Source organism: Streptomyces sp. NBC_00568 (genome assembly GCF_026341855.1).
GTDB lineage: Bacteria > Actinomycetota > Actinomycetes > Streptomycetales > Streptomycetaceae > Streptomyces.
The window spans coordinates 244460-264947 of the sequence record NZ_JAPENW010000002.1 but is presented as its reverse complement, the minus strand read 5'-3'; the positions used below and the strand labels follow the sequence as shown (position 1 = coordinate 264947).

Genomic DNA, 20488 nt, shown 5'->3' with positions numbered 1-20488 from the left:
CTTCACCCGGTAGGTTCAGAATGGCTGGCACATGATTCCTTGGCTGGACGCCTTCCCGAACGCGGCACCATGTGTGGGCGCCTCGGGAGGCCTGCTCTGTGCTCTCCGAGGCGCACCCATGTTTGCAAAGGGCGTAGCCCTACACGCAGTGTGCTATTTGAGTTGGTAAGCGTTAATGACGATCACTTCGTAGGTCCTGCTGTCCTTGTCCGTGAGTAGGGCCTTGAACGACGCCGACTTCGCCGTCTTGGGGTGGCTCAGCAGCAGGCTCTTGCGGTTGTCTTCTCCCGTGAGGACCGGTGTCTTGCTCCAGGACTTTCCGGCGTCGTAGGAGACGTGCACGGTGAGGGACTTGAAGCCTTGACCGGCGGCCGGACCCTGGATGGTCATCGGAACCTGGAACTTACTGCCTGCTGGGGCGGCGCTGGACAGGTCCAGCTTCGGCGTGAAGCGGACGGTGGACAGGGGCAGGACAGCTGCGGCATCGTCGGCGGGCTTCTTGGAGGTGAAGGTCCAGAGTGCGGATATTCGACTGCTGACGCGGGCCACACCGGCGGACCGGGTGGCAGTTGTGCGGATTCGATAGTCTGCGGACGTGTCCGGAAGCCTGTCGACGGTCCCGCAGAGTGCCTCGTCCGTGTCGACTACCTTCTTGCCGTCCACGGTCACGAAGGTCTGCCTCGAGGTGACGGTAGAGGAGCCGAAGTGGCCTGCTCCGTCGGTGAATTCGGGGATGCAGATGGACAGGACGTCGCCGATGCGTTCAGCCCTGTGGCCGGAGTCGACCATGGGACTGAAGACTCCGACGTTGAAGGTCTTGGCGTAGGTCTTCTTCGGCTCGTAGGTTCTGGGCCTGTCGGCTTCGAAGTACACCTCGGAGCCATCGCCGGTTTTGGCTTCCTGGCCCGTTGAGAACTCCCAAGTGTAGTCCTGCGGTGTGGAGATGTATGACTTGCGCGTCGTGGGCAACTTGAACGAAGTGCCGCTGGTGCCCATCCCGTATTCCGCACCGCCCGCAGCACGCTTCGGCCGGTACATTGTGCCCAGCCAGCCGGTGCGGTCTGTGACCGAACTGCCTATCTTGACCTTCACCAGAGCTAGTTCGTCCGCTGATGCGGTGTGGGTGAACCCGGTGTGGAGCGAACCGGTCCGGGGGTAGAGCAGGTGGTAGCTTTCGGCGCCGTTTTCCCACCGGCCGGCGAGTTCCGAACGGAAGTGGTCCGGGTTCGCCGGGGCGCCGACCTGGGCTGTGCGGTAACCCTTGAAGGACCCCAGGAACGAGGTCTGCAGATACGCTTCCCCGGACGGGGGTGCGAGTTCGAAGTTTGCGAGAGCATCGACCTCCTTCGCTCCGCCGGGTGCAGTGATGTTCACGGGTTTGGCCTTGCGCGCGTCGAACGTGAGTGTGGTGTTCCCGGTGATCGCAGCACGGGGTTGCGTCATCTGTGCGACGTCGAAGACATCGTCGCCCTTGGGCGTGTAAACGGGCACACTCACCAGGTAGTCGCCGCGGGGTACTCGGAGCGTGGCGATGCCGTTGCCGTCGGGATCGGTCGGAGTCTCATACACACTGCCGTCGTAGCTGTAGACGACGGACATCGGGGCCTGTGCAGGCTTGCCCTTGGCATCGATGTATTTCAGCGATAGTTGATAGGACTCGGTCTCTCGCTCCGCGCCGAATGCAGTACGGACGCGTTGATCGGGCGTACCGGCCGCCGTGGCGACGATTGCGCCGGAGAAGAATCCGTCCTGGCTGCCTGCTCGCGTGTCCGATGTGAGATCTACGCTCGCCGTGCCTCGCGCGGGTACCGTGATCTGGTTCGCGCCGAGTGTGAAGAAGCCTGCGGGAGCCGCCTTCCCGTCAGGGCCCAGGGATTCCAAGGACAGATCCAGCCTGACGGGTCGCGGGCCCAGGTTGTTGTAGGTGATCGTCTTTCGTTTCGGCTTGTCATCTGGGTGCGGCCAACGCGCGGTCCCAAAACTCACCGACGCCTGCTCACTGACCACGGTCTGGGTGATAGCGGCAGTCAGATCGGCACGGCCGGCGCCTTGCTGGTATGCCGTCAGGCCGTCGCCCGGCTTGGCCGATGCGGTCAGCGCCTGCTTGATCCGCTGCCCTGTCCAGTCAGGATGTTCCTGGGCAAGGACTGCGGCGGCGCCCGTCACATGCGGGGTCGCCATGGATGTGCCAGACATCGAGACATAGCCGTCCCGTGCGGGGTCGCCGTCCGTTCCCTGCGCGGCCTTTGCTGCGACGATGCCGACGCCGGGTCCAGTGATGTCGGGTTTGAGCGAGCCGTTCGCCGTCGGTCCCACGCTGGAGAAGTCGGCGATCTTGTCACTGCGATCCACCGCGCCCACGGTGAGGGCGGAGTCGGCACTGCCTGGTGAGCCGAGTGTCCGGGCCTCCGGGCCGCTGTTACCTGCCGCAACGACGAAGAGGGTGCCCGATTCCGCGGAGAGTGTGTTAACAGCCTCCTCCAGTGGGTCCACCTCGGGGGTGTCGTCCATGCCGAGGCTGAGGTTTACCACCTTCGCGCCCTGGTCGACCGCCCACTGCATGCCGGCCAGAATGCCAGAATCACTGCCGAAGCCTTCGTCGTCCAGCACCTTCGCGTCGAGGATTCTCGCGCCAGGTGCGACACCCTTATGGCTCCCACCCGACTTTGCGCCCGAACCGGCGACGGTTGAGGCGACGTGGGTGCCGTGACCCACGCGGTCCACGGTGTCACTGGCCTCCGAGAAGTTCTTCTGGGCTGCCTCCACGCCCTTGAGGTCCGGGTGGGTCTCGTCCACTCCGGTGTCCAGAACCGCCACCTTCACGCCTGTGCCCTCGTAGCCTGCCTGCCATGCGCTGGGGGCGCCCACCTGCGGCACGCTCTTGTCGAGGGTGGCCCGGCGCTGGCCGTCCAGCCACACCCGCTCGATGCCGGCGGCTGTCGTACGCTGGCCCTGCCCCTGCGCTGTCAGGGCCTGCCACACATCGGCCACCCCGCTCTTTCGCGCGGTCAGCGCCTCACCACCGACCGCGGGCAGGTCTCGGCGTACCGAGACGTCCGCCGCCGCCATCGCGGATTTTGCGCGGACTCTGTCTCTTGTGTACGAGACGATGAACGGCAGCGTGGTGCGGTGAGCGTCGTCGTACTTGTACGCCACCAGCGCGCTGACGTTGAACAGCCGCCGGTCCAGCTTGCCTTGGTCCACGAGCATCGCGGCGTCGGACGGGATGGCATAGGTAGCGCCGTTCGCACGGCGAACAGATACGAGGATCCCTTCGCGGCCTTTCGCCCGCTCGATCCGGGTGACCTGTTTCCCATCAGACAGATGGATCTTGTCTCCGGTTATCAGCGTGACGACAGACGTCTTGCCCGGACCCTGCCTCGCCTGGAAGGTGGACGGGGCGCTGGTACCACCACCGTTTGCGGTGTCAGCCGCCGCCCCTGCACCCAGCCCGGCGCTCAGCAATGCCGCTGCTAAGACCGCATACGCTTTGAACGTCTTCTGTTGCAACTCTGCTCCAACACTCGAATGTGGTGAGTTGTCCGGATCGCTGGATCGCGATCTCCTACCATCTGTCGAGCAGGAGCGCCGGGTTCCCATTTCTTCGCGACGAGTTCGGCATTTACGAGGTTTCGCGATGCCATGCCAGCCCAGTGGCAGCAGCGGCGGCGTGCTCCAGTCGTTCCCGCAGATACCGAACGAGGACCTCACGTCGCGGCTAGCGACGCAGGAGTCGAACGGATGGAGCCGTGGCGGCGGGCTTCGGCCTGGCCAGTCACGGTCGAGGCGCGGCCAGGGTCGGTGGCGGCGCAGGCGGCCTTCGGGGGAGAGGTCCAACGCGCTGGTGATCCGGGTAGTCGCGGTCCGCGACCGGCTGTTCGACACCGGGCCTTACGCGTTCTTCTGGGTCGACGCACTGACCCAGAAGGTCCGCGAGGCCGGCCGCATCATCAACGTCCATGCACTGATCGCCGTCGGCCACCGCGAGATCCTCGGCATCGACGTCGCCACCGCAGAGGACGGCGCCGGCTGGCTCGCCTTCCTGCGCTCCCTGACCGCCCGCGGCCTGAGCGGTGTCCAGCTCGTCGTCTCCGACGCCCACACCGACCTCGTCACCGCGATCGGTGCCGTCCTGCCCGGAGATCCTGGCAGCGATGCCGCACGCATGGCGCCCCCACTTTCTGAGCCAGGTCCCCAGGTCTGCCCGGCGTTGCGTGGCCGCGCTGCTGCGGACCGTCCTCGACCAGCCCGACACCAACGCCGTCCAGCCCCTGATGCGCTGCGCGCTGGACGCGCTGGAGGCCAAGTCCTCGAAGGAGGTGGCCCAGTTGGACGCTGCTCAGCACGACCTACTGATGTTCACCGCGTTCTGCCGCGAGATCTGGTCCAACACCCGCAAGAACGCCTGAACAAGGAGATCCGCCGTCGTACCGACGTAGTCGGTATCTTCCCCGACCGCACTGCACCGCACCGGCCTGATCCGCCTGGTCGGCGTGGTGTTGGCCGAGCAGGACGACGAATGGAGCGAGGCCCGCCGCTACATGGGCCGCGAGCTCCTCGTCAAGGCCCGTCTCCACCCGATCGCGTCAGGAGGCGCCATGTGGATGTCATGGGACCCGCCTTGGCCCTGAATGTATGCTGCGCGCGCTTGAGTCCCTGGCGCGCAGACTGATCAAGAGGGGTCTATCCCAGGGGCGTCGGCATGTGCCAGACGTGAGGACAATTACCTGACGAACCTACCCTGCGTCCACTTTTGGTTCGCCGCACCCGTGCAGTTCTGCGCGGCGGTGGCCGAGGTTCCGCGTCCCGTGGGTGCTCCAGCGGTGACACACTTCTTGGTCGCAAAGTTCTGAATGATGATGGTGTCGGGGAAGCCCGGATCCCCGATATCGACCACCTTGTGGGCCCACTCCTGCGAGGCCTTTCCTGTGACACACGACGCCGTGAACAGATTGCCTTCACGGTTTGTTTCCAGGCAGCGAAGCTGGTTGCTGGAGCTTCCTCCGCGGGTGATGATCTTGTCGCGAAGGAGGTTCCAGCTCTGCTGTAGGTCATTTACACCCGGAAGCTGGGCGAATACCTTGCCCCGTCCGCTGGGGCCGACTCCGCCCGCGGTCAGGAGCAGGCCCTTCTGGCTCCTATATGTGCGGGTCACCCCTACCACTGTCGACTTGCTGCTGATCTCTTTGGCCTTGTGGGCCGTCGGCTTGTTGTCGTCGCCGACCATGGACGGTACGGCGATGGCTGCTGCTGCCACCAGCAGAGCGACTGCGCCACCACCCACTATCAAGCGAGTACGGTGCGGCCTACGACCATCGGACGTTGCGTCTGGCGGGTTGACATTCGACACTTCTGACTCCTCCACACGTTGTGATTCCTTGCAAGGCCGCGCTGTCTTGAGCGCCGCTGCCTCGTTGTTCACGCTTAACGGGAAGCTGGGTGAGGCGGTTCACGACGGGCGCATCTGTATTTCGTTGCCAGGGAGTTCTGTTGGAGCAATAGCCGATGTGGGTGAGCTGAGTTCAGCGCCTCCTCTGTTGCTTGAGGCTGGCTGTGGCGGTGTTGCGGATTGGTTTGGTGCGGCCGACTTCGGCGAGGACGTCGCTGGCTGCGGTGCTCGACCCGGAGGCGGTCTCGAGCCGGAGCAAGCCAGTTCGACGCCGCGAGCAGGTCGTCAGGCTGCCAGGGCAGTTGGAGCGTGATGGCGCGGTGCAGGACCATTCCTGCAGGCGTCGGGCCAGGGGGAGCCGGGCACGGTTCGGTCCATCGCCTGTTCCCACCCTTCGCAGGCGGGCCGCGGTGGAGGTCATCGGCTCGGCAGCCCAGGTGCCGCAGCACGGCAGACTGGGCCATCGTCTGGTCCGGATCGGGGAGAACGCGGCTGACCACCCCGGTCTCCTCCGCGTCAGCAACCTGCCGCAGTACCTCGCGGTAGGCGGCGAAGCGGGCGTGCTCCTGGCGCTCGACCAGGACGCCGTTCTCGAAACGGGTGATTCGGCGGTCGCGGGCCTGGTCGGCCGGCCTCGTCGGCGACCGGACGCCCCGCTGACCGCCCGCGGCTACCACCATTACAAGTACCGGCGGCTGCTACGGCAGCCCGGTGATCGCAGAGCGCGGCCAACCACACGGCTCCGGCCTCGGAATTCTCCGCTACGTCGTCGAGCGCACGATCTCCTGGCCGCATGGCTTTCATCGCCTTCGCATCCGCTGAGAGCGACGCGACGACATCCACGAGGCGTTCCTCGGTCTTGACGCCTGCCTGCTCACCCACCGACACGTGAAACAGACTCGCGAGGGACGGTAGGTGAGCAACTGGAAGCATCGATGGGCAGAGCCTGCGCGCGCCCGCTCTGCTCTTGCGAGTACGTGAAGGCCTTCCGCCGGTCCCCAGGGCTGGCGGGAGACTGTTCTCCGCGTTGGGAATCTTGACGATGCTCCAGCAGCCCAGTGCTCCGGCCTTGCGGCTAGGGGTGGCGAAGCTGCGGGTAAAGGCGTGGACTTTGGTCGGGGCGGCCTGATGGATGGTCGTGTTTGGCGATCGGGGCCAAACACGACCGGGGTGTGATCGTTCAAGGGGTCGCGTTGCGGGTGCCCAGGTCGACTGGCGCGGTACGCACGTCCTTGCCGGGGCTTCCTTGGCGCGGTCGTGGGTGTTCGAGTGCGGTCGACGACAGACTGGATGATCATTTCGTTCCTCGGCTCGCAGTGGAGCGGCGAGAGCCAGACCTTGAGCCCCAAGGCGGGCGCGTGCCGGTGGCCGTGGCAGGGAGCTCGGGCCGGTACAGGTCCTCGGCGATGATCCCTGAGCTTTGGTGGTCGCCTGACGTCTCTGACAGCAATGAGCAGATCGCTCACGGCGTGATCATCGAGTCTCCAGTCGCACCGGGGATTGGGCTCGGCAGCGAACCCGCTGACCATCTCGGCACAGATGGCGTCGTCGTCCCTTGAGGCCCATTGCAGGGTGAGTTGGCTGGCAGCGCCATCCGGCGGTGTGGTCGGGGAGCGCGTCGAAGTCGAAGTCGGTGCGGGCCCCGTGGCGAGAAATGCCAGCTGATACCTGGTGGTTGCGGTGGAGCTGGAGCGGGCGGCGGACGCTTACCTCGGGAGGCGTGCTGTCGCGATGGCTGGCCCCCGACGGGGTCGATGACACCTGTGCGGGACGGGACTCGCTGCACGTAACAGCGGAAGCAAGGAAACGACAAGAATCGTCCAAGTAGGCCCGGTCAGTGTGAACCGCCGTCGTGTCTTACCCGGGGCACGCCACAACGAAACTGATCGATGGATGAGGACGCCACAAGATGAGGCGGACCATGGACGGGGTGCCTGTCACAGGCGCCGCTGGTACGACAGACCATTCGGGCGAGGCCCCGATTGACCAATGCGAGGAGTTCATCCGTCTTCTGTATGCCGAACATGGAACACTGCTTCTGCGCTATGCGGCCCGCCTGTTGGGAGGCGACTGGCACCGCGCCGAGGACATCCTGCAGGAGGCCACGTTTCGTGCGTGGAAGCACGCGTCTACCCTCGGAATGAAGGTCGAGGAAGCGCGACCGTGGCTCTACACGGTCGTGAAAAACCTGATCATCGACCATCACCGTGCCCGCAAGATCCGGCCGCCTGAAAGCATGTCGCTCGAGCTGCTGGAAGCCTCCGTGGCCGACGAGGCAGATCGCCTGCTCACTTCCCAGGTTGTGCTCGAAGCTCTTGATGAACTGACGGAACAACACCGCGAGATCATCAAGCTCATGTACTACCTGGAGTGCAGCGTTGCGCAGGTGTCGGAGCACCTCGGCATACCTCCAGGCACGGTCAAGTCCCGCTCCTACTACGCCCTACGGGCGTTGAAGAAGGCGCTGGCCAGCCGAGGCGTTACCAGCTGATCCCGTCACGGGTGAGGTGCGCTCCCGGGCGCGCCGGCATTTGCCACGGACAGAAAGTGGCAAAGGCGGACTGTTGGAGGCAAGCCCGGCCTTGGGCTGAATCTGTTGTGTGAGGTCCAGAGGATTCTCGCCTCTGGACCTGGCGAACCATGGCGGCAGCGGCTGAGCGGCCTGGTGTCAGAGGTGGGGGCGCCGCGAGGATGCTTTCGGCGAAGCAGCACATAGCAGTCCTCCTGTCTGGCCGGTCCAGGTCACCACGGCAGAGGAGCCAGCTCCGACATCGCGGGGGATTGGAGTCGGAGCTGGCGCCGGGCTTGAGGAACCCGCGAGCCCGGTACTAGAGGCAACGGCGAGATCTCAGGTCAGGTTCACCTCTGCTGTGAATTCAGTGCCGTGGTTGCCTGGGGGGCGGAGTCGTGTATCGGGCCGCCCGGAGAACGAGCAATGCCCCCCCACGGAGGCTGACCGTCGGCGCCGCGTCACTGTGGCATGGGTGCCGGCGCGGCCGCGGCGTCGCGATCCGGTTCAGGGCCGCGGCAGCCTGTGCTCTGGGGGAGCGTCGTTCAGGCCGGCTCCTGGAGCGGGTCCACTACTCAGTGGCAATTGGGCCCGGCTCGTGGCTGGTCCGCTTTGGGCCGTGGCGAGGATTGCTGCGATTTGACCATGCCGTGTGACGTGCTTGTGGTCTTGCGGGAGAGGTGAAGGAGCGCGGTGTTGGCCCAGGCGATCTGAGCTGTTGCGCCGTTCCGTACCGCACGGTGGCCGCAGGGTGTGGAGCGGGGGGATGCACTACGAGGCATCTTTAGAACTTTTGTCTAACATGTTAGATTCCTAGTCCAGATGCAAGGCGGCTGTTCGCCTAACGGGAGGGCACATGACGCGAGACACTGGCCAAACGCTCGGAGAGCAGACCGACCAGCACCCCTATTCCGTGGCCTTTCGCAGCGGTGACCTGGTGGCGGTTTCCGGGCGCCTCGGGGTGAGCGAACCCGGCGTACTGGTGCCCGGAGGATTCGAAGCGGAGTGCGCACAAGCTCTCACAAACCTCGACGACGCACTGAAGTCAACTGGTGCTACCCGCGGTGACGTGGTGAAGGTCGTGGCCTATCTGACCGACATGGCAGACCGCGACCGCCTGAATTTCGCCTACGCCGACTTCTTCGCCGAACCGCGCCCTGCACGCAGCTGCGTCGGGGCGGCAGCGTTGCCGTACGGTGGCCGCGTCGAGATCGAAGCGCTCGCCCGGGTGCAGGCACCAGGATCTGCTGATGTCGGCTGAGGAGCAGGACGCGATCATCGCGGCGCTGGCATCGGTCGTCGACGGCATCGCAGCGACCCTCGGGGCATCGTGCGAAGCCGTCGTTCACGACTTTCGCCGGCCGGAGAAGTCCGTCGTCGCCATTGCAGGCTCGGTGACGGGGCGTGGCGTGGGTGGGGCGATGAGCGAGATCGGCATGGGCATCCTCGCGCGGGGCGACGACGCAGCCAATGAGCTGAACTACCTCACCCGCACCGGGACCGGGAAGCTGGTGAAGTCGTCCAGCATGATTCTCCGCGACTCATCCGGCACCGTTTTCGGGGCACTGTGCCTCAACCTTGACATCACTGCCCTCAACCAGGCGCACGCTCTCATCGGTGAGCTTGCTGGAGTTACCAGCGGTGGCGCGGTGCCGACGACCACCTTCGCCAACGACATCGACTCCGTCGTGGACTCGATCGTCGATGCGCATCAGCTGCGGCAGAGCAAGCCCTGGCCCGAGCTGAGCCGCACTGAACGGCTCGAGCTGTTCCAAAACCTCGACGAGCGGGGTGTGTTCGCAGTCCGGGGCGCAGCCCAGCAGGTCGCGGAACGCCTCGGCATTTCCCGGGCTTCTGCTTACAACTACCTCGCCAGGGCCAGGACTGTGCACGGCGAAGACGGTACCGACCAGGATGGAGCACGATCATGACCGATACTTCGCCGGTGGCCCTGAACGATGTCCGCGATGCCGCCGCACGGATCAAGGATGTGGCACACCGGACTCCCGTACTTCGCTCGCGCACGCTGGACGCGATGGTCGGTGCAGAGGTCTTCGTCAAGTGCGAAAACTTCCAGCGCATCGGTGCGTTCAAGTTCCGTGGTGCGTACAACGCCGCTTCGCGGCTTTCCCGGGAGCAGCTGCGCAAGGGAATCGCGGCCTACTCCTCCGGGAATCATGCCCAGGCCGTTGCCCTGGCAGCGCGGGAGCTCGGCACGACTGCAGTGATCCTCATGCCGGAGGACACACCGCGCTCCAAGGTGGATGCGACGGTCGGCTATGGCGCGGAAGTGGTGACGTACGACCGCTATACCGGCGACCGGGTGGCGATCGGGGAGGCCCTGGCTGCCGAACGCGGCCTGGCGCTCATCCCGCCGTATGAGCATCCGCATGTGATCGCGGGTCAGGGCACCGCTGCGCTCGAGCTGATCGAGGAGGTCGGTGACCTCGACGCGCTCGTGGTGCCAGTCGGCGGTGGCGGTCTGATCGCGGGCAGTGGTACCGCTGCGAAGGGGCTCGCCCCGACCATCCGGGTGATCGGTGTCGAACCCGAGGACGGGGACGACACCAAGCGATCCCTCGAAGCCGGCCATCGAGTCCGCATTCCTGTATCCCGCACCATCGCCGACGGTCAGGCCGCCGATATCCCTGGCGAACTCACCTTCTCCATCAACCAGCGGCTGGTTGACGAGATCGCCCTGGTCAGCGACGACGAGATCCGTGACGCTATGCGCTTCTTCCACGAGCGCATGAAGATTGTCGTCGAACCGAGCGGGGCAACTGCGCTGGCAGCCCTCCTGGCTCGACGGACCGAATCCATCCCGCGCCGGATTGGCATCGTCATTTCGGGCGGCAACATCAGCGCCCAGCGGTTCGCTGAAATCCTCGGCGCTTGACGCCGACGCCTGATGACCGGCCCGGCCCGCTGCGCGCCCCGGGCATCCGCTGCAGCTGCCTGTGAAACGAGGGAGGCGCGCCAGCATTAGCCTGCCGAGCGTCGAGGATTGCAGCTTCTGAGACCCCTGGTCGGGGGCAGGCTCCACGTCGGCCTCCAGAACCTGGCCGTGGGCCAGGCAGAGGGTCTGCGCAGAGTTTGGCGGGTGGCGCGGTCACGCCGTGCACCGTTCAGGGTTCGAATCTCGAACCGGCAACGTGGTCGGGGGGCAGTGCATCGCCGGTCGGCGTCCGGTGGCTGGTGGACGACGTGCTGCAGGTTTCGGTCTACCGGTTGGCAGGTGACGGGGCGGGCGGGATAGCGAAGTTGCCGCAGAAGACCTGGTTGGGGTCGTACTTCGCCTTGAGAATGCGCAGCCGTTCCAGGACTGCGCCCGGGAATGCTGCCTCAAGCTGCTCATGGCCGGTGCGTGTCTCAAAGCTCGAGTACAGACCGTGGAGTGTTGGCTCCACCTGATCCCAATGGCGGTCCAGGATGGCCTCGTGGACGGGCAGAGTGGCGGCCATGAGTGCGAAGTTCTGAGTGCGATGAGGGTAGGCCGTGCTGGTCGTTGGCATGTCGTTGACTGCTCCGCCGATCGATCGGAGCTGCACCATCGTTGCCGCACCTGAGCCGACGGCCGATCCGAGCAGTTCGGCGACCGGAGTGGTGATGTGCTGGAGCAGCCCGGACCGCGACACCGACAGCGGCTGCTGGGCCCGGTGGATGACGTGGGATGCGGGCAGCAGGTCGTGGTACTGAGTGAGGGCGGCGCGGTTGTTTAGGACTGGCCCGGCGGCCAGGACCGGAGTGAGTGCGGCAGTCGCCGCATCGATGTTCGTCCCCGCGTAGACGCTCATGGCCTGTGCCACCGGGCGTCCGCCGTTTCGGCCGGCGAACAGCGTCAGGAAACTCGTGAGCTGACGGGGTGCTGCTTCCAGGGCGGCTCCCCACCGTGTCAAAAGCGCCGTGCTGTCGGATGCGTCGAAGAGGGTCACGGCTGCGAGGACCTCATCGACGGCCTCTGCTTCGAATTCGAAGGCTGTCGCAATGCCGTAGTTCGCGCCCGCACCCCGCATGGCCCAGAACAGATCCGGGTGATTGTCCGCGTCGACGCGTAGGGGGGTGCCGTCGTGCAATACGAGTTCGACGGCCTGCACGTGGTCGATTGTCAGGCCGTGACGTCGGGACAGCAGCCCGATTCCGCCGGCCGTGGCAAGCCCGCCGACCCCGACGTCACCGGTATCACCGGAGGAAACCGCCAGGCTGTAGGGCGCGAGCGCCGCAGCGACGCTGCCCCATCGTGCCCCGGCCTCCACGCGTACCAGGCGGGACGAGGAGTTCAGCACCTCGACCCTGTTCAGCCGTGCGAGGTCCACGACGATGCCGCCGTCATTGGTGGAGCGCCCGCTGATGCCGTGTCCGCCGCTGCGCACGGACAGCGGGAGCTGCCGGTCGCGAGCAAGGTCAAGGGCTGCTGCGATGTCCTGCGCGTTTCCCACCTGCAGGACGGCGGCGGGGGAACCGCGATGGAGGTAGGTATGTCGTGCGTGTTCATAACCGGGCTCTTCGGGGCGTACCGCGACCGCCGCGAGGGAGTCCGGGAGGGAAATACGTGTACGGTCCGCTGAACCGTCGGCCCTTTGCATTGATATCTCCTTCTTCATCCGGGACCGGCCTGTCGCAATGGTGTGGTCTTCATGCCGCCTCCGCGGGTGAACAGGCATTGCAGGGCGTGTCCGTGAAACGGCTGATTCCGCCGATGAGGCTGCCCGCATGCGCCTGAACCAGCCGACATTGTCTGCGCCGATTTGCCGCACACGGCCGGGTGCGGATGGGGCCGATGACGAGTTCGAAGATGCGGGTCCCCTCGCCGCCGAGTTTCGCCGCCAGAGAGCGGACCATCGACTACTTTGCCGCGTTGGTGGCGGCGATCGGGGCCGCGAACGGGCGAGGCATCTCGGCGCTGAGGCCGCTGAGATGGATGAGAGCGCCTTGCGGGGGGATACGAGCGGGCAGTGTCCGCAGCGCGGGGAAGTGGCTCGGCGGCGGTGGCGGGGCCGGTTCGTTCTGCCAGGCCAGCTCGAATTCTCCTGTAGCGGTGGAGGTTGCGCGATCGCTGGATGCAAGGGGTTCGCAGCGATCGGTGTCTGGCGTCGGGCCGGTTCTGAAGACCGCTAGGGACTCGCTTGCTTCGCGTGAGGCTGCGCTGACGCCTCAGGGGTGCAGGATTCCTCGGGCGTGGAGGGCGGTCTTCAGAGCTCGGAGAGCATAGTAGGTGCGCGATTTGACGGTGCCGGGCGGGATGTCGAGATGCTCGGCGCTTTGCGCGGTGGTGTAGCCGCGGTAATAGGCGAGGGTGATTATTTCGCGTTGCTGAGGGGTGAGTTGGTGAAGGGCATCGAGGACGACCTGTGAGGTGAGGATCTGGTCGATGGCATCGTCGATGGGGAGGTCGAGGTCGTCGGTCGTCTGCGTTTCGCGAGGGCGGATGCTACGGGCGCGGTGGTGGTCGACCGCGAGATTGCGTACGACGGTGAACATCCACGGGCGGAGGCTCGCAGGGTCTGCTGTGGGGCTGTGGTGTTTCCAGGCGCGGGCAGTGGCTTCTTGGAGGAGGTCCTCGGCCTTGTGCCAGTCGCCTTCGAGGAGGCGGGCCGCATAGCGAAGCAGGGGGGTGCCGTGGTGCTGATACATGGCGCGGACGAAGGTTTCGCTGTCGTGGCCGGCGTGTGCGGTGGTGCTGGTTGCTGCGGTGGTGGTTCGGTGCTCGTTCGTCATGGGTGAACCAGTCCTGTGGCGTGCGGGTGCGGTGGGCGGGGGAGGGCGCAGCGTCGGGGCTGGCAGCGGCTGTCTCTCCGCGCATTCCGGATACCGGGAGCGTGGGAATCGGCTGTGGCAGGGGCTGACGTCCAAGTCGGTTGGGTCGACTGCCCGCAGTTCACTAGCGACGGCATGCTCATACGGTCGCCGTCGCGCTGGTGAGGGTCCTGAGGAGTTCAGCACGCGAGGGACCTGTACGCGTGGTGACCGTGCCCCGTGTCTCTGCTGCGGCCAAGCGCGTCAGAAGGTTCCGTGCACTGATCGACGGCCCGGCGTCCAGGTCGTCAACCAGATCTGCGGCGTCTGCAGTGGAAGAAGCCTGTTCGGGCCCGGCACTATCGCGCACCCGGCGCCGATCCTCCCACTGCGTGACACGGTCGTAGACGGGCGTCAGGCTGGTTTCAGTGAGGCGGTCCACCTGTATGGCAATGTCTTCGACGTCGGCACTCCACCGTGCGGCATCCCGTAGGAACAGCGCTTGCAGGACTCCCATGGACAGTCCGAGCCCTAGGATCGGGTCGGTTGCCGCCCATGCGTCGCCGATGCTGACGGTGCCGGATGCCACCGGCCTGCCGTTCAGCACGAACCGCCGGTAGCAGTTCTCCACCCGCGGCGTGACCCACACGCCGGGCCAAGGTATGCCCTCCCAACGCGGAGGCGCCGCTTCATACATCCGGGCGGCTCTGTGCCAGGCGGATGGTCCGGCCAGCGGGTACAGATCGGTGTCCGCGTCGTCGATCTCCAGCGCTACGGACCACATGCCGCTGCCATCCGAGATAACGGCGGTGCGGATGCCCGCGAAGTGGCGCAGGGACCATCGGGGCCAGGTGTTCGTGCCGGACTCCGGGCGGAAGTGGCGGGTGTAGAGCCGTGAGCCGCTGTCCTGCCATTCTTCCAGTGGCCTTAGAGCACCGATCTCGCCGAGCATTTTGACCATTGCCGAATGGCGGCCAGCTGCATCGACGATCAGATCGCCGAGGACGGCCTCCCCGCTGTTGGTGAGAACGCCCCGCACATGCGGCGTACCGGGCGATCGATTGGTGCCGGTCAGCAACTCCGTGACTGCGGTGCCACGCTGGATACTTATGCCCTGCGTGCTGTGCAGCTCCGCAGACAGCGCCGACACAGCTGCCCCGCGTTGCAGGACGAGATCCCCGTTCTCGGCTACCGTGCCGCCAACCGAGGCCAGAGCTGCCGCCGCTGCGGGCAGCTCCTGCGTCACCAGGCGTTTCACTTCCGGCGGCAGAAGTAGGTATGGCTCGTTGACTGCGCGCGGCCGGTCAGGACGCTCTGCCGCTCCCCTGACCGCCGGACTTTCGGAGCGTCCGTCCAGAACGGTCACCTGGTGCCCCTCGGCCGCTAGCAACAGCGCGACCAGGGAGCCCACGGGTCCCGCCCCGCACACCACTACATGCATGCAAACCAGCCCTCCGACGTATCGACGGCTTGAGCATGGCTGCGATCACTGCTCACTTCCCAGACCACGTTGTTGCTCACTTGGCGGGTCCAAGCCTGTGGATGGGGCCCTACGGCGAAGTGGCGTCAGCAGCGCTGTCGAAGATGCCGTTGAGGTCCTCGGGGTCGGACTCGAGCACTGGCAGCAGCGACCCGGGAGGGTTGATCTCGATGTTGTCCCGCTTGCACATCTGCTGCTTCCGGGGTGTGGCACGCCAGAGGACGATCCGGTGTGTATCGGTCCAGGTCCAGGTCCAGGTCCAGGTCCAGTGCAGCGTCGCGGCGTGGTCTGTGCCCTGGGCATCCTCTTTGTCTTCGTCCTCGCCGAACTCGGCGTCACGGAAGGCCCATTCGTGCTCTCGAGCCGTTCGTCGGCCGCTCGCACATGTCCTCAGGCGGTAGGCCAGGCTCGGGAAGTAGAACGAACGATCCCGTCCCCTTCGTAGGCGTCCTCAAGCCTTCTGTCCGTGACGTAGAGGCCGACACCCTAGATGGCTTCCCAGGCATCGAGGGCCGGCTTCGAGCAGTTCGACCGTCAAGCGGACATCTCTCTGAAGGGTGCCCGTTTTGACACGAAACCCGTCCGGTACTGCCGCAACGAGCCCGCCGGCGAAACCAGTGAGATCAAATAGCGCCGAACTCCACACGCCCTTGCGACGGCTGGAGCCCTCGTAGGCGATAGAGCCGTAGGCGGCTGCGGAACTCGTTGTCAATGAGAAGGGCCACGTTGGTTCAGTCCTCGTTATGTGCTGAAAGAAGCGGTCTCTGGTGCGCATGCAGTGAGCGTGAGGTTTCAAGGAGTCACGGGACCCTTGATCCCCGCCGCGCGGCGAACCGGTAGGGCCGTTGAGAAGTTGGTCTTCGAGTCCGCTCCGAGGAGCACCGGTCCGTCGATCAGTCCAACGCGCATGATGCACCTGCGGTTCACACCACCTGCCAGCGCGGCGCAAGACGATGCGCTGCCTCGGTCCCCCTGGCTGCCGGCGTGAGCCCGCCCGACCTCGGCGAGTCCGGGCCGCAACGGCCGTCGGTGGGGCACCTGCAGCGGGCGCGGTCGGATGCTCCTTGCTTCCCTCACGCTGACGTCGGTGGTAGGGCCGGTGGCACCGAGCGCGCGGCGCATACCGGGCGAGGCGGAGCCGCGATGCTGCGGGGGCAACGGCGGGCGTGCCGCAGGGGCATTCGGGCCTACTGCTCCGAGATACCGCTGTGCGGTTGTGTGGGCTGGCTAAGCGGGGCGGGCACGGTTCCGTGCAGTTCGCTGCGCCACAGCAAGTCGGTGAGACGGTCGATTCCGGTGGTGAGGTGTCGCCGGTAGGTACTGAACGGCAGGTCGAGACGGGCAGCTGCCGCTTCTTGGGTCTGTGTCCCCGCAAGATAGGTGGCTGTCAGGCAACGGCGATGCTTTTCACCAGACCGCCCCTCCCGGAGGGCATCGATAGCTGTGGCGAGCAGTTCCGCAAGTGTTGCTCCGCCCTGGGCGACCAGGCGGCTGCGGTTGAGTGGGTTCTGTGACAGGGCCTCCGGTCGCCGAATGGAGCGAAGGGCGTCACGGACCGCAGTGTCGAACTCCTGCCGGGACAGAACCACCAGCTCAGCGCGTTCCGGTGTAGGCGACGGCAGTCTGGCCCCTGGGCTCTGGGACAGGCTTGCGTTCGACCTGGCTTCGAGCCACGCACCGACTGGCTGCGTCCGCCAATCGTGAGCGAACAGCGCGTAGGCATGCAGTCCGATCTGTGGGCGCGCGTCGGCGGGCGGCATGGCGAAGTGGCGCAGGTAGTTGTCCCAATACCCGTTGTCACGCATGACCACGAAGGTCCAGGCGAGCCGTTCGGCGCGGAAGACCTCGCCGAGTACCCGCCAGTGCATGAGATCCATGGGTGCGGAGGTGCGCTGGTAGACGGGCGGGTGTACGCAGAATCGTGCCAGCGCCATGTGCTCGCCGGGCCTGAGCGGTGCCGCGGCTCGCATATGCTCCCACGCTGTCGCGACGGCGGGGTCGATATCGATGCCCAGCGGCTCCTGCAGGGTGAGCCAGCCGAAGAACGCGACGATCTCACCGGTCTCCGCGGAGCGGTAGACACGGAATCCACCGGGCTGCTGGTCGAGCCAGAACCGGCAGATGGACGCGGATTCCTTGCCCTCCGCGAGTTCGGCCAGTTCCAGTACACGGTCGCGGTCGGCTGCTTCATATGGGTCGTCCGAGACGAGGCCGCCCTCGCGCCACTTGCGGAAGTTGGCCATGGCTTCCTGGCGATAGAGGTAAAGCAGGGAACTGGTTGCGGGCAGCATCTCCGCTTCCGGCGCGCTGCGTACGCACTCGACCAGGTACTGGTGAACTGTTCGGTGCATTTCGGCGAAGCCGTCGGGATCACGCCAGCGGAGATCTGCCTCCAGTGCCTCGCGGACAGCGTCGTGCGGGAACAGTCCGGTATCGGTCGACTCGACGAACGGCTGGTCGCGCAGCCAGGCGAACATCGCGGGTGCTGTTTCGCCCATGACGGCCCGCAGCAGTGTCTCCGACGTCACATTGGCATGGGCGCAGATCTCAAGCGCCCTGCGGTGTTCGGAGCTGGGGATGTCCCCCAGGAGTGTCGGCAGCAGTGTGGAGATCACGTCGTGTGTCGGCTTCCAGCCAGACTTCGAAGTGTCGTTCTTTATGGCCACTGCTGCTGCCAGTGCCAGTGCCAGTGGGTTTCCTCCGGTGAAGGAGAGCAGCGCCTGGTGGGCCGCAGGTTGGACGCCACGGGCATGAAGGAAGCCGGCGGCGTCGGTCGGGGAGAGATTGCGTACTCCGGTGACCTGCAGTAGATCGCACCAGCCTGGGGAAGAGGTCCATCCGGCGTCTGGCGCTCGACGTCCGGCGATCACCACCACGCTCTGCTTGTGCAGTCCGGGCAGGAAAGTTTCGTGCAGCCAGCTTTCGAGGCCCTGGCAGCGTTCGAAGGTGTCTACCAGGAGGACTGCTCCGGGTTCTTTCACCGCTTCGCCTGCGGCTGCTGCGAACCCCTGGGGGGTCGGGACGATCGTCCGGCCGTCCACCTCTACGACGGTGCGTCCAGTTTGGCGGGCCTCACGGGCAAAGCGGCGCAGCAGGGTCGACTTGCCTATGCCTCCTGGGCCGTACAGGCAGTGGACGGGGAAGGACCCGGGTTCGCCGGCCAAGGCGGCACGGAAGAGGGCGATTTCCGCGGTCCGGCCTACAAAGAGGCGGTCTCGTGCGGCTTCCAGAAGGTCTCCCAATGCACGGTCTCCGCGAGCGCCCATGCTTTCCCCTTAGCCCTTGAACTGCGCGGTTTGACCCTTCGAAACTGCACCGCATGGTCAGTTTACGTCCGCCAGCCCTCGTTATTTCCGGTCTTGCTGGCTGTTGCCGCAGACCAGGGGCTGGTGGTGGCGTCGGATGACGGCTCGCTTCCCCTTCTTGCTGTCGCATCCGCGCGCTGAGCAGGGGTGTGGGGCTGGCTGACGGAGGCGGCAGCGTCCTGGCACCGAGCTGTGGTGCTGCTGGATTGCCTGCCTGAGGTCACGCATCGGGGACCCTCCTGTACTCCTAGTTCATCATGCGGGAGTTGGCGGACCCGGTTGTACTGCTGCATTGCCACGGCGGACCGGCCGTGCGAGCACAATGCTCGTATGAGCAGGGCCCAGCCGGTCTCGCGCAGCGGCTCCTCCACCGTGAGGTCCCGCGCGGCGCTGACTGCCGGTCCGGTGGCCCCGACATGATCTGTGCATGGATGTGCAGTTCCTGGTCGGCAAGCCGGGTCTCCTTGAGCCGTGCGATCTCGCGTGCCGCGAATGGGGTTCTCTGCTGTGTCCTCCAGGGCTGGAGAACGCCAGGAGGCTAGAGCCTGTCCAGTGGCGTCCGGCGCCGCCGCGACCCGTCCTTGCCCTCAGCATGCTGCGGCCGTGCGCGACGGTCTTCGAACCGGTGCCGTGTCCCGGGCCCGTCCGGGACGAGAAGGGCGTAGCCGAGCGGTGGTTTGGAGAGCATCCGGTGCCGCGTCCGGGTGGCACCGGATGGTTCCAGAACCGTGAGCAGCCGATTGATGTGGGTGCGGACCGCTGAAGTCGTTGCGGCGGGCGGCCGTCCGGTCCAGAGGTCTTCGCAGAGGTGCCAAGCGCGATAGGTCGGTTTCCGGCGATCAGGAGACGGGTGAGCAGGATGCGGCGTTGGCGCGGACCATGGTGTCCCTGTCGTGGTCGTTGAGCCGGAGGATGGTGGGGTGCCGAGCGTGCCCTCGCGCATCAGGTCAGGATGACGTTCGGGTGGACTCCGTTGATCCGGCCAGCGGTTGGGCGGCAAAGACGTCCGCCGCTGGCGCTTGCGCCAGGACCGGCACCAACATTTGTGACTCAACGTGAAGAGTTGCGGAGGGAGAGATGCTCATGGGCCGGTACCGGCGGGCGAGCCAGAGCACGATGCTCGCGTAGACCAGGACCAACGCCGTGTCCACGGCCGCCAACTGCCACGGAGCGTCTGCCGCAGTGTCGTCGGACGACAGCCCGTCGACGACTGCCGCGCTCAGACCGAAGGCCAACAGGTTGTTCAGTGCATGCAGGGCGATGGCTGCCTCCAGTCCGCCAGTGCGAATCGTCAGCCAGCCGGCGACGGCGCCGAAGACGAGCAGATCGGCGAAGCCCCATTGCGTTCCCCATCCGTGGGCTGCAGCGAAGGCTGCGGCCTGCGGCAGCACGGCGATCCATGGAGAGCGGAAGAAGCCGCCCACCGCCTGCATGAGCCAGCCTCGGAACGCGTACTCCTCGGCTGCTGCCTGCAGTGGCACGAAGAGCATCAGGACGGCCATTGCCGGAAGGAAGTGCTGCCATCCCACCCACACGTCAGGTGCATCCTGTGGGCCTCCCTCCATACCTGGCAGGAAGACCACGGCTAGGGCCAGGAGTGCGACAGCAGGCACCGCGACCAGTGCGCATCGTGTCAGCCAGAGCCACCGCAACCGCCCGATGACCGAGGAAACGGTGCCGGCCGGACGCCCGCCCGTCGACCGTATGACCACAAGGATCAGCGGCAGGGCGACAGCCAGGTAGGCCAGGTCCAAAACGGTGCCCCTGACGGGCCCGAAGTCGATGGTTCCATCTGGCAGTTCCGTGTAGCCCGCGGCCTTTCCCACACCGTAGGCGAGGGTGTCGAGGAACAGGACAAGCAACATCCAGCCGGCTATCAGCAACGATGTGCCGAGCAGGGGGCGCCACCAGCGGTGGCGGCCGGTGTAGTGAGCCATGCGGTGGTAGGGCAGGGCCGTAAGCAAGGGAGCCGTTGTCATGACGCATAGCATTTCGCCAGGACCTGGATGCAGCGTCCCTCTACGGCAGGAACAGCGGGTCTAACCCGGGTTGGAGATCCCCCTCCTCCTTGC

Annotated in this window: 11 protein-coding genes and 3 pseudogenes; 6 read left to right on the top strand and 8 right to left on the bottom strand. The window is 65.9% G+C overall.

What is annotated here, in order from left to right:
* Positions 1–153: 153 nt before the first annotated feature.
* Positions 154–3510 carry a S8 family peptidase gene (locus OOK38_RS33465; protein ID WP_266849750.1) on the bottom strand — a complete coding sequence of 1119 codons (3357 nt, stop codon included), beginning with the start codon at positions 3508–3510 and terminating at the stop codon, positions 154–156.
* 370 nt (positions 3511–3880) lie between these two features.
* Here OOK38_RS33465 and OOK38_RS33460 point away from each other — a divergent pair.
* Positions 3881–4631, top strand: a pseudogene (locus OOK38_RS33460) (transposase); the annotation flags it as partial.
* A 92-nt stretch (positions 4632–4723) separates the two neighbouring features.
* Here OOK38_RS33460 and OOK38_RS33455 read toward each other — a convergent pair.
* The gene (locus tag OOK38_RS33455; protein ID WP_266849748.1) at positions 4724–5257 is read right to left on the bottom strand and encodes an RICIN domain-containing protein; all 534 of its coding nucleotides are present in this window, start codon (positions 5255–5257) and stop codon (positions 4724–4726) included.
* A gap of 818 nt (positions 5258–6075) precedes the next feature.
* On the opposite strand from OOK38_RS33455, the pseudogene OOK38_RS33450 reads away from it, so the two are divergent.
* From OOK38_RS33450 to OOK38_RS33430, 5 genes and pseudogenes are all read left to right on the top strand, one after another.
* A pseudogene (locus OOK38_RS33450) lies at positions 6076–6208 on the top strand (IS5/IS1182 family transposase); the annotation flags it as partial.
* Between the two features lie 1102 nt (positions 6209–7310).
* On the top strand, positions 7311–7880 hold the full coding sequence (locus OOK38_RS33445) for a sigma-70 family RNA polymerase sigma factor (RefSeq protein ID WP_266849746.1): 570 nt from the start codon (positions 7311–7313) through the stop codon (positions 7878–7880).
* Between the two features lie 874 nt (positions 7881–8754).
* Positions 8755–9159: a RidA family protein gene (locus OOK38_RS33440; RefSeq protein WP_266849745.1), complete on the top strand. Its 405-nt coding sequence runs from the start codon at positions 8755–8757 to the stop codon at positions 9157–9159.
* Complete coding sequence (locus OOK38_RS33435) at positions 9149–9829, top strand: transcriptional regulator (RefSeq protein ID WP_266849743.1); 681 nt, start codon at positions 9149–9151, stop codon at positions 9827–9829. Before OOK38_RS33440 ends, OOK38_RS33435 begins: the two co-directional genes overlap by 11 nt.
* Positions 9826–10794 carry a threo-3-hydroxy-L-aspartate ammonia-lyase gene (locus OOK38_RS33430; RefSeq protein WP_266849741.1) on the top strand — a complete coding sequence of 323 codons (969 nt, stop codon included), beginning with the start codon at positions 9826–9828 and terminating at the stop codon, positions 10792–10794. Before OOK38_RS33435 ends, OOK38_RS33430 begins: the two co-directional genes overlap by 4 nt.
* A 325-nt stretch (positions 10795–11119) precedes the next feature.
* Here OOK38_RS33430 and OOK38_RS33425 read toward each other — a convergent pair whose 3' ends face one another.
* The 6 genes and pseudogenes from OOK38_RS33425 to OOK38_RS33405 all read right to left on the bottom strand — a co-directional run bounded on the left by OOK38_RS33425 (position 11120) and on the right by OOK38_RS33405 (position 20395).
* On the bottom strand, positions 11120–12481 hold the full coding sequence (locus tag OOK38_RS33425) for an FAD-binding oxidoreductase (RefSeq protein WP_266849739.1): 1362 nt from the start codon (positions 12479–12481) through the stop codon (positions 11120–11122).
* Between the two features lie 568 nt (positions 12482–13049).
* Entirely contained in the window at positions 13050–13613 is a 564-nt protein-coding gene (locus OOK38_RS33420; RefSeq protein WP_266849738.1) for a sigma-70 family RNA polymerase sigma factor, read from the bottom strand.
* Positions 13614–13791: 178 nt separating this feature from the next.
* Entirely contained in the window at positions 13792–14997 is a 1206-nt protein-coding gene (locus OOK38_RS33415) for a hypothetical protein (protein WP_266849736.1), read from the bottom strand.
* 1301 nt (positions 14998–16298) lie between these two features.
* Positions 16299–18377, bottom strand: a complete 2079-nt coding sequence (locus OOK38_RS33410; protein WP_266849735.1) for an AAA family ATPase — start codon at positions 18375–18377, stop codon at positions 16299–16301.
* A gap of 62 nt (positions 18378–18439) precedes the next feature.
* Positions 18440–18988: pseudogene (locus OOK38_RS34670) on the bottom strand (BTAD domain-containing putative transcriptional regulator); the annotation flags it as partial.
* 375 nt (positions 18989–19363) lie between these two features.
* Positions 19364–20395 carry a CPBP family intramembrane glutamic endopeptidase gene (locus OOK38_RS33405; RefSeq protein WP_266849734.1) on the bottom strand — a complete coding sequence of 344 codons (1032 nt, stop codon included), beginning with the start codon at positions 20393–20395 and terminating at the stop codon, positions 19364–19366.
* Positions 20396–20488: the final 93 nt, after the last annotated feature.

Bases quoted from the DNA above. Each gene is read 5' to 3' on its own strand.
- OOK38_RS33430 (WP_266849741.1), top strand. From the start codon at position 9,826: ATGACCGATACTTCGCCGGTGGCCCTGAACGATGTCCGCGATGCCGCC.
- OOK38_RS33425 (WP_266849739.1), bottom strand. From the start codon at position 12,481: ATGCAAAGGGCCGACGGTTCAGCGGACCGTACACGTATTTCCCTCCCG.
- OOK38_RS33445 (WP_266849746.1), top strand. From the start codon at position 7,311: ATGGACGGGGTGCCTGTCACAGGCGCCGCTGGTACGACAGACCATTCG.
- OOK38_RS33440 (WP_266849745.1), top strand. From the start codon at position 8,755: ATGACGCGAGACACTGGCCAAACGCTCGGAGAGCAGACCGACCAGCAC.
- OOK38_RS33435 (WP_266849743.1), top strand. From the start codon at position 9,149: ATGTCGGCTGAGGAGCAGGACGCGATCATCGCGGCGCTGGCATCGGTC.
- OOK38_RS33405 (WP_266849734.1), bottom strand. From the start codon at position 20,395: ATGACAACGGCTCCCTTGCTTACGGCCCTGCCCTACCACCGCATGGCT.
- OOK38_RS33420 (WP_266849738.1), bottom strand. From the start codon at position 13,613: ATGACGAACGAGCACCGAACCACCACCGCAGCAACCAGCACCACCGCA.
- OOK38_RS33410 (WP_266849735.1), bottom strand. From the start codon at position 18,377: ATGGGCGCTCGCGGAGACCGTGCATTGGGAGACCTTCTGGAAGCCGCA.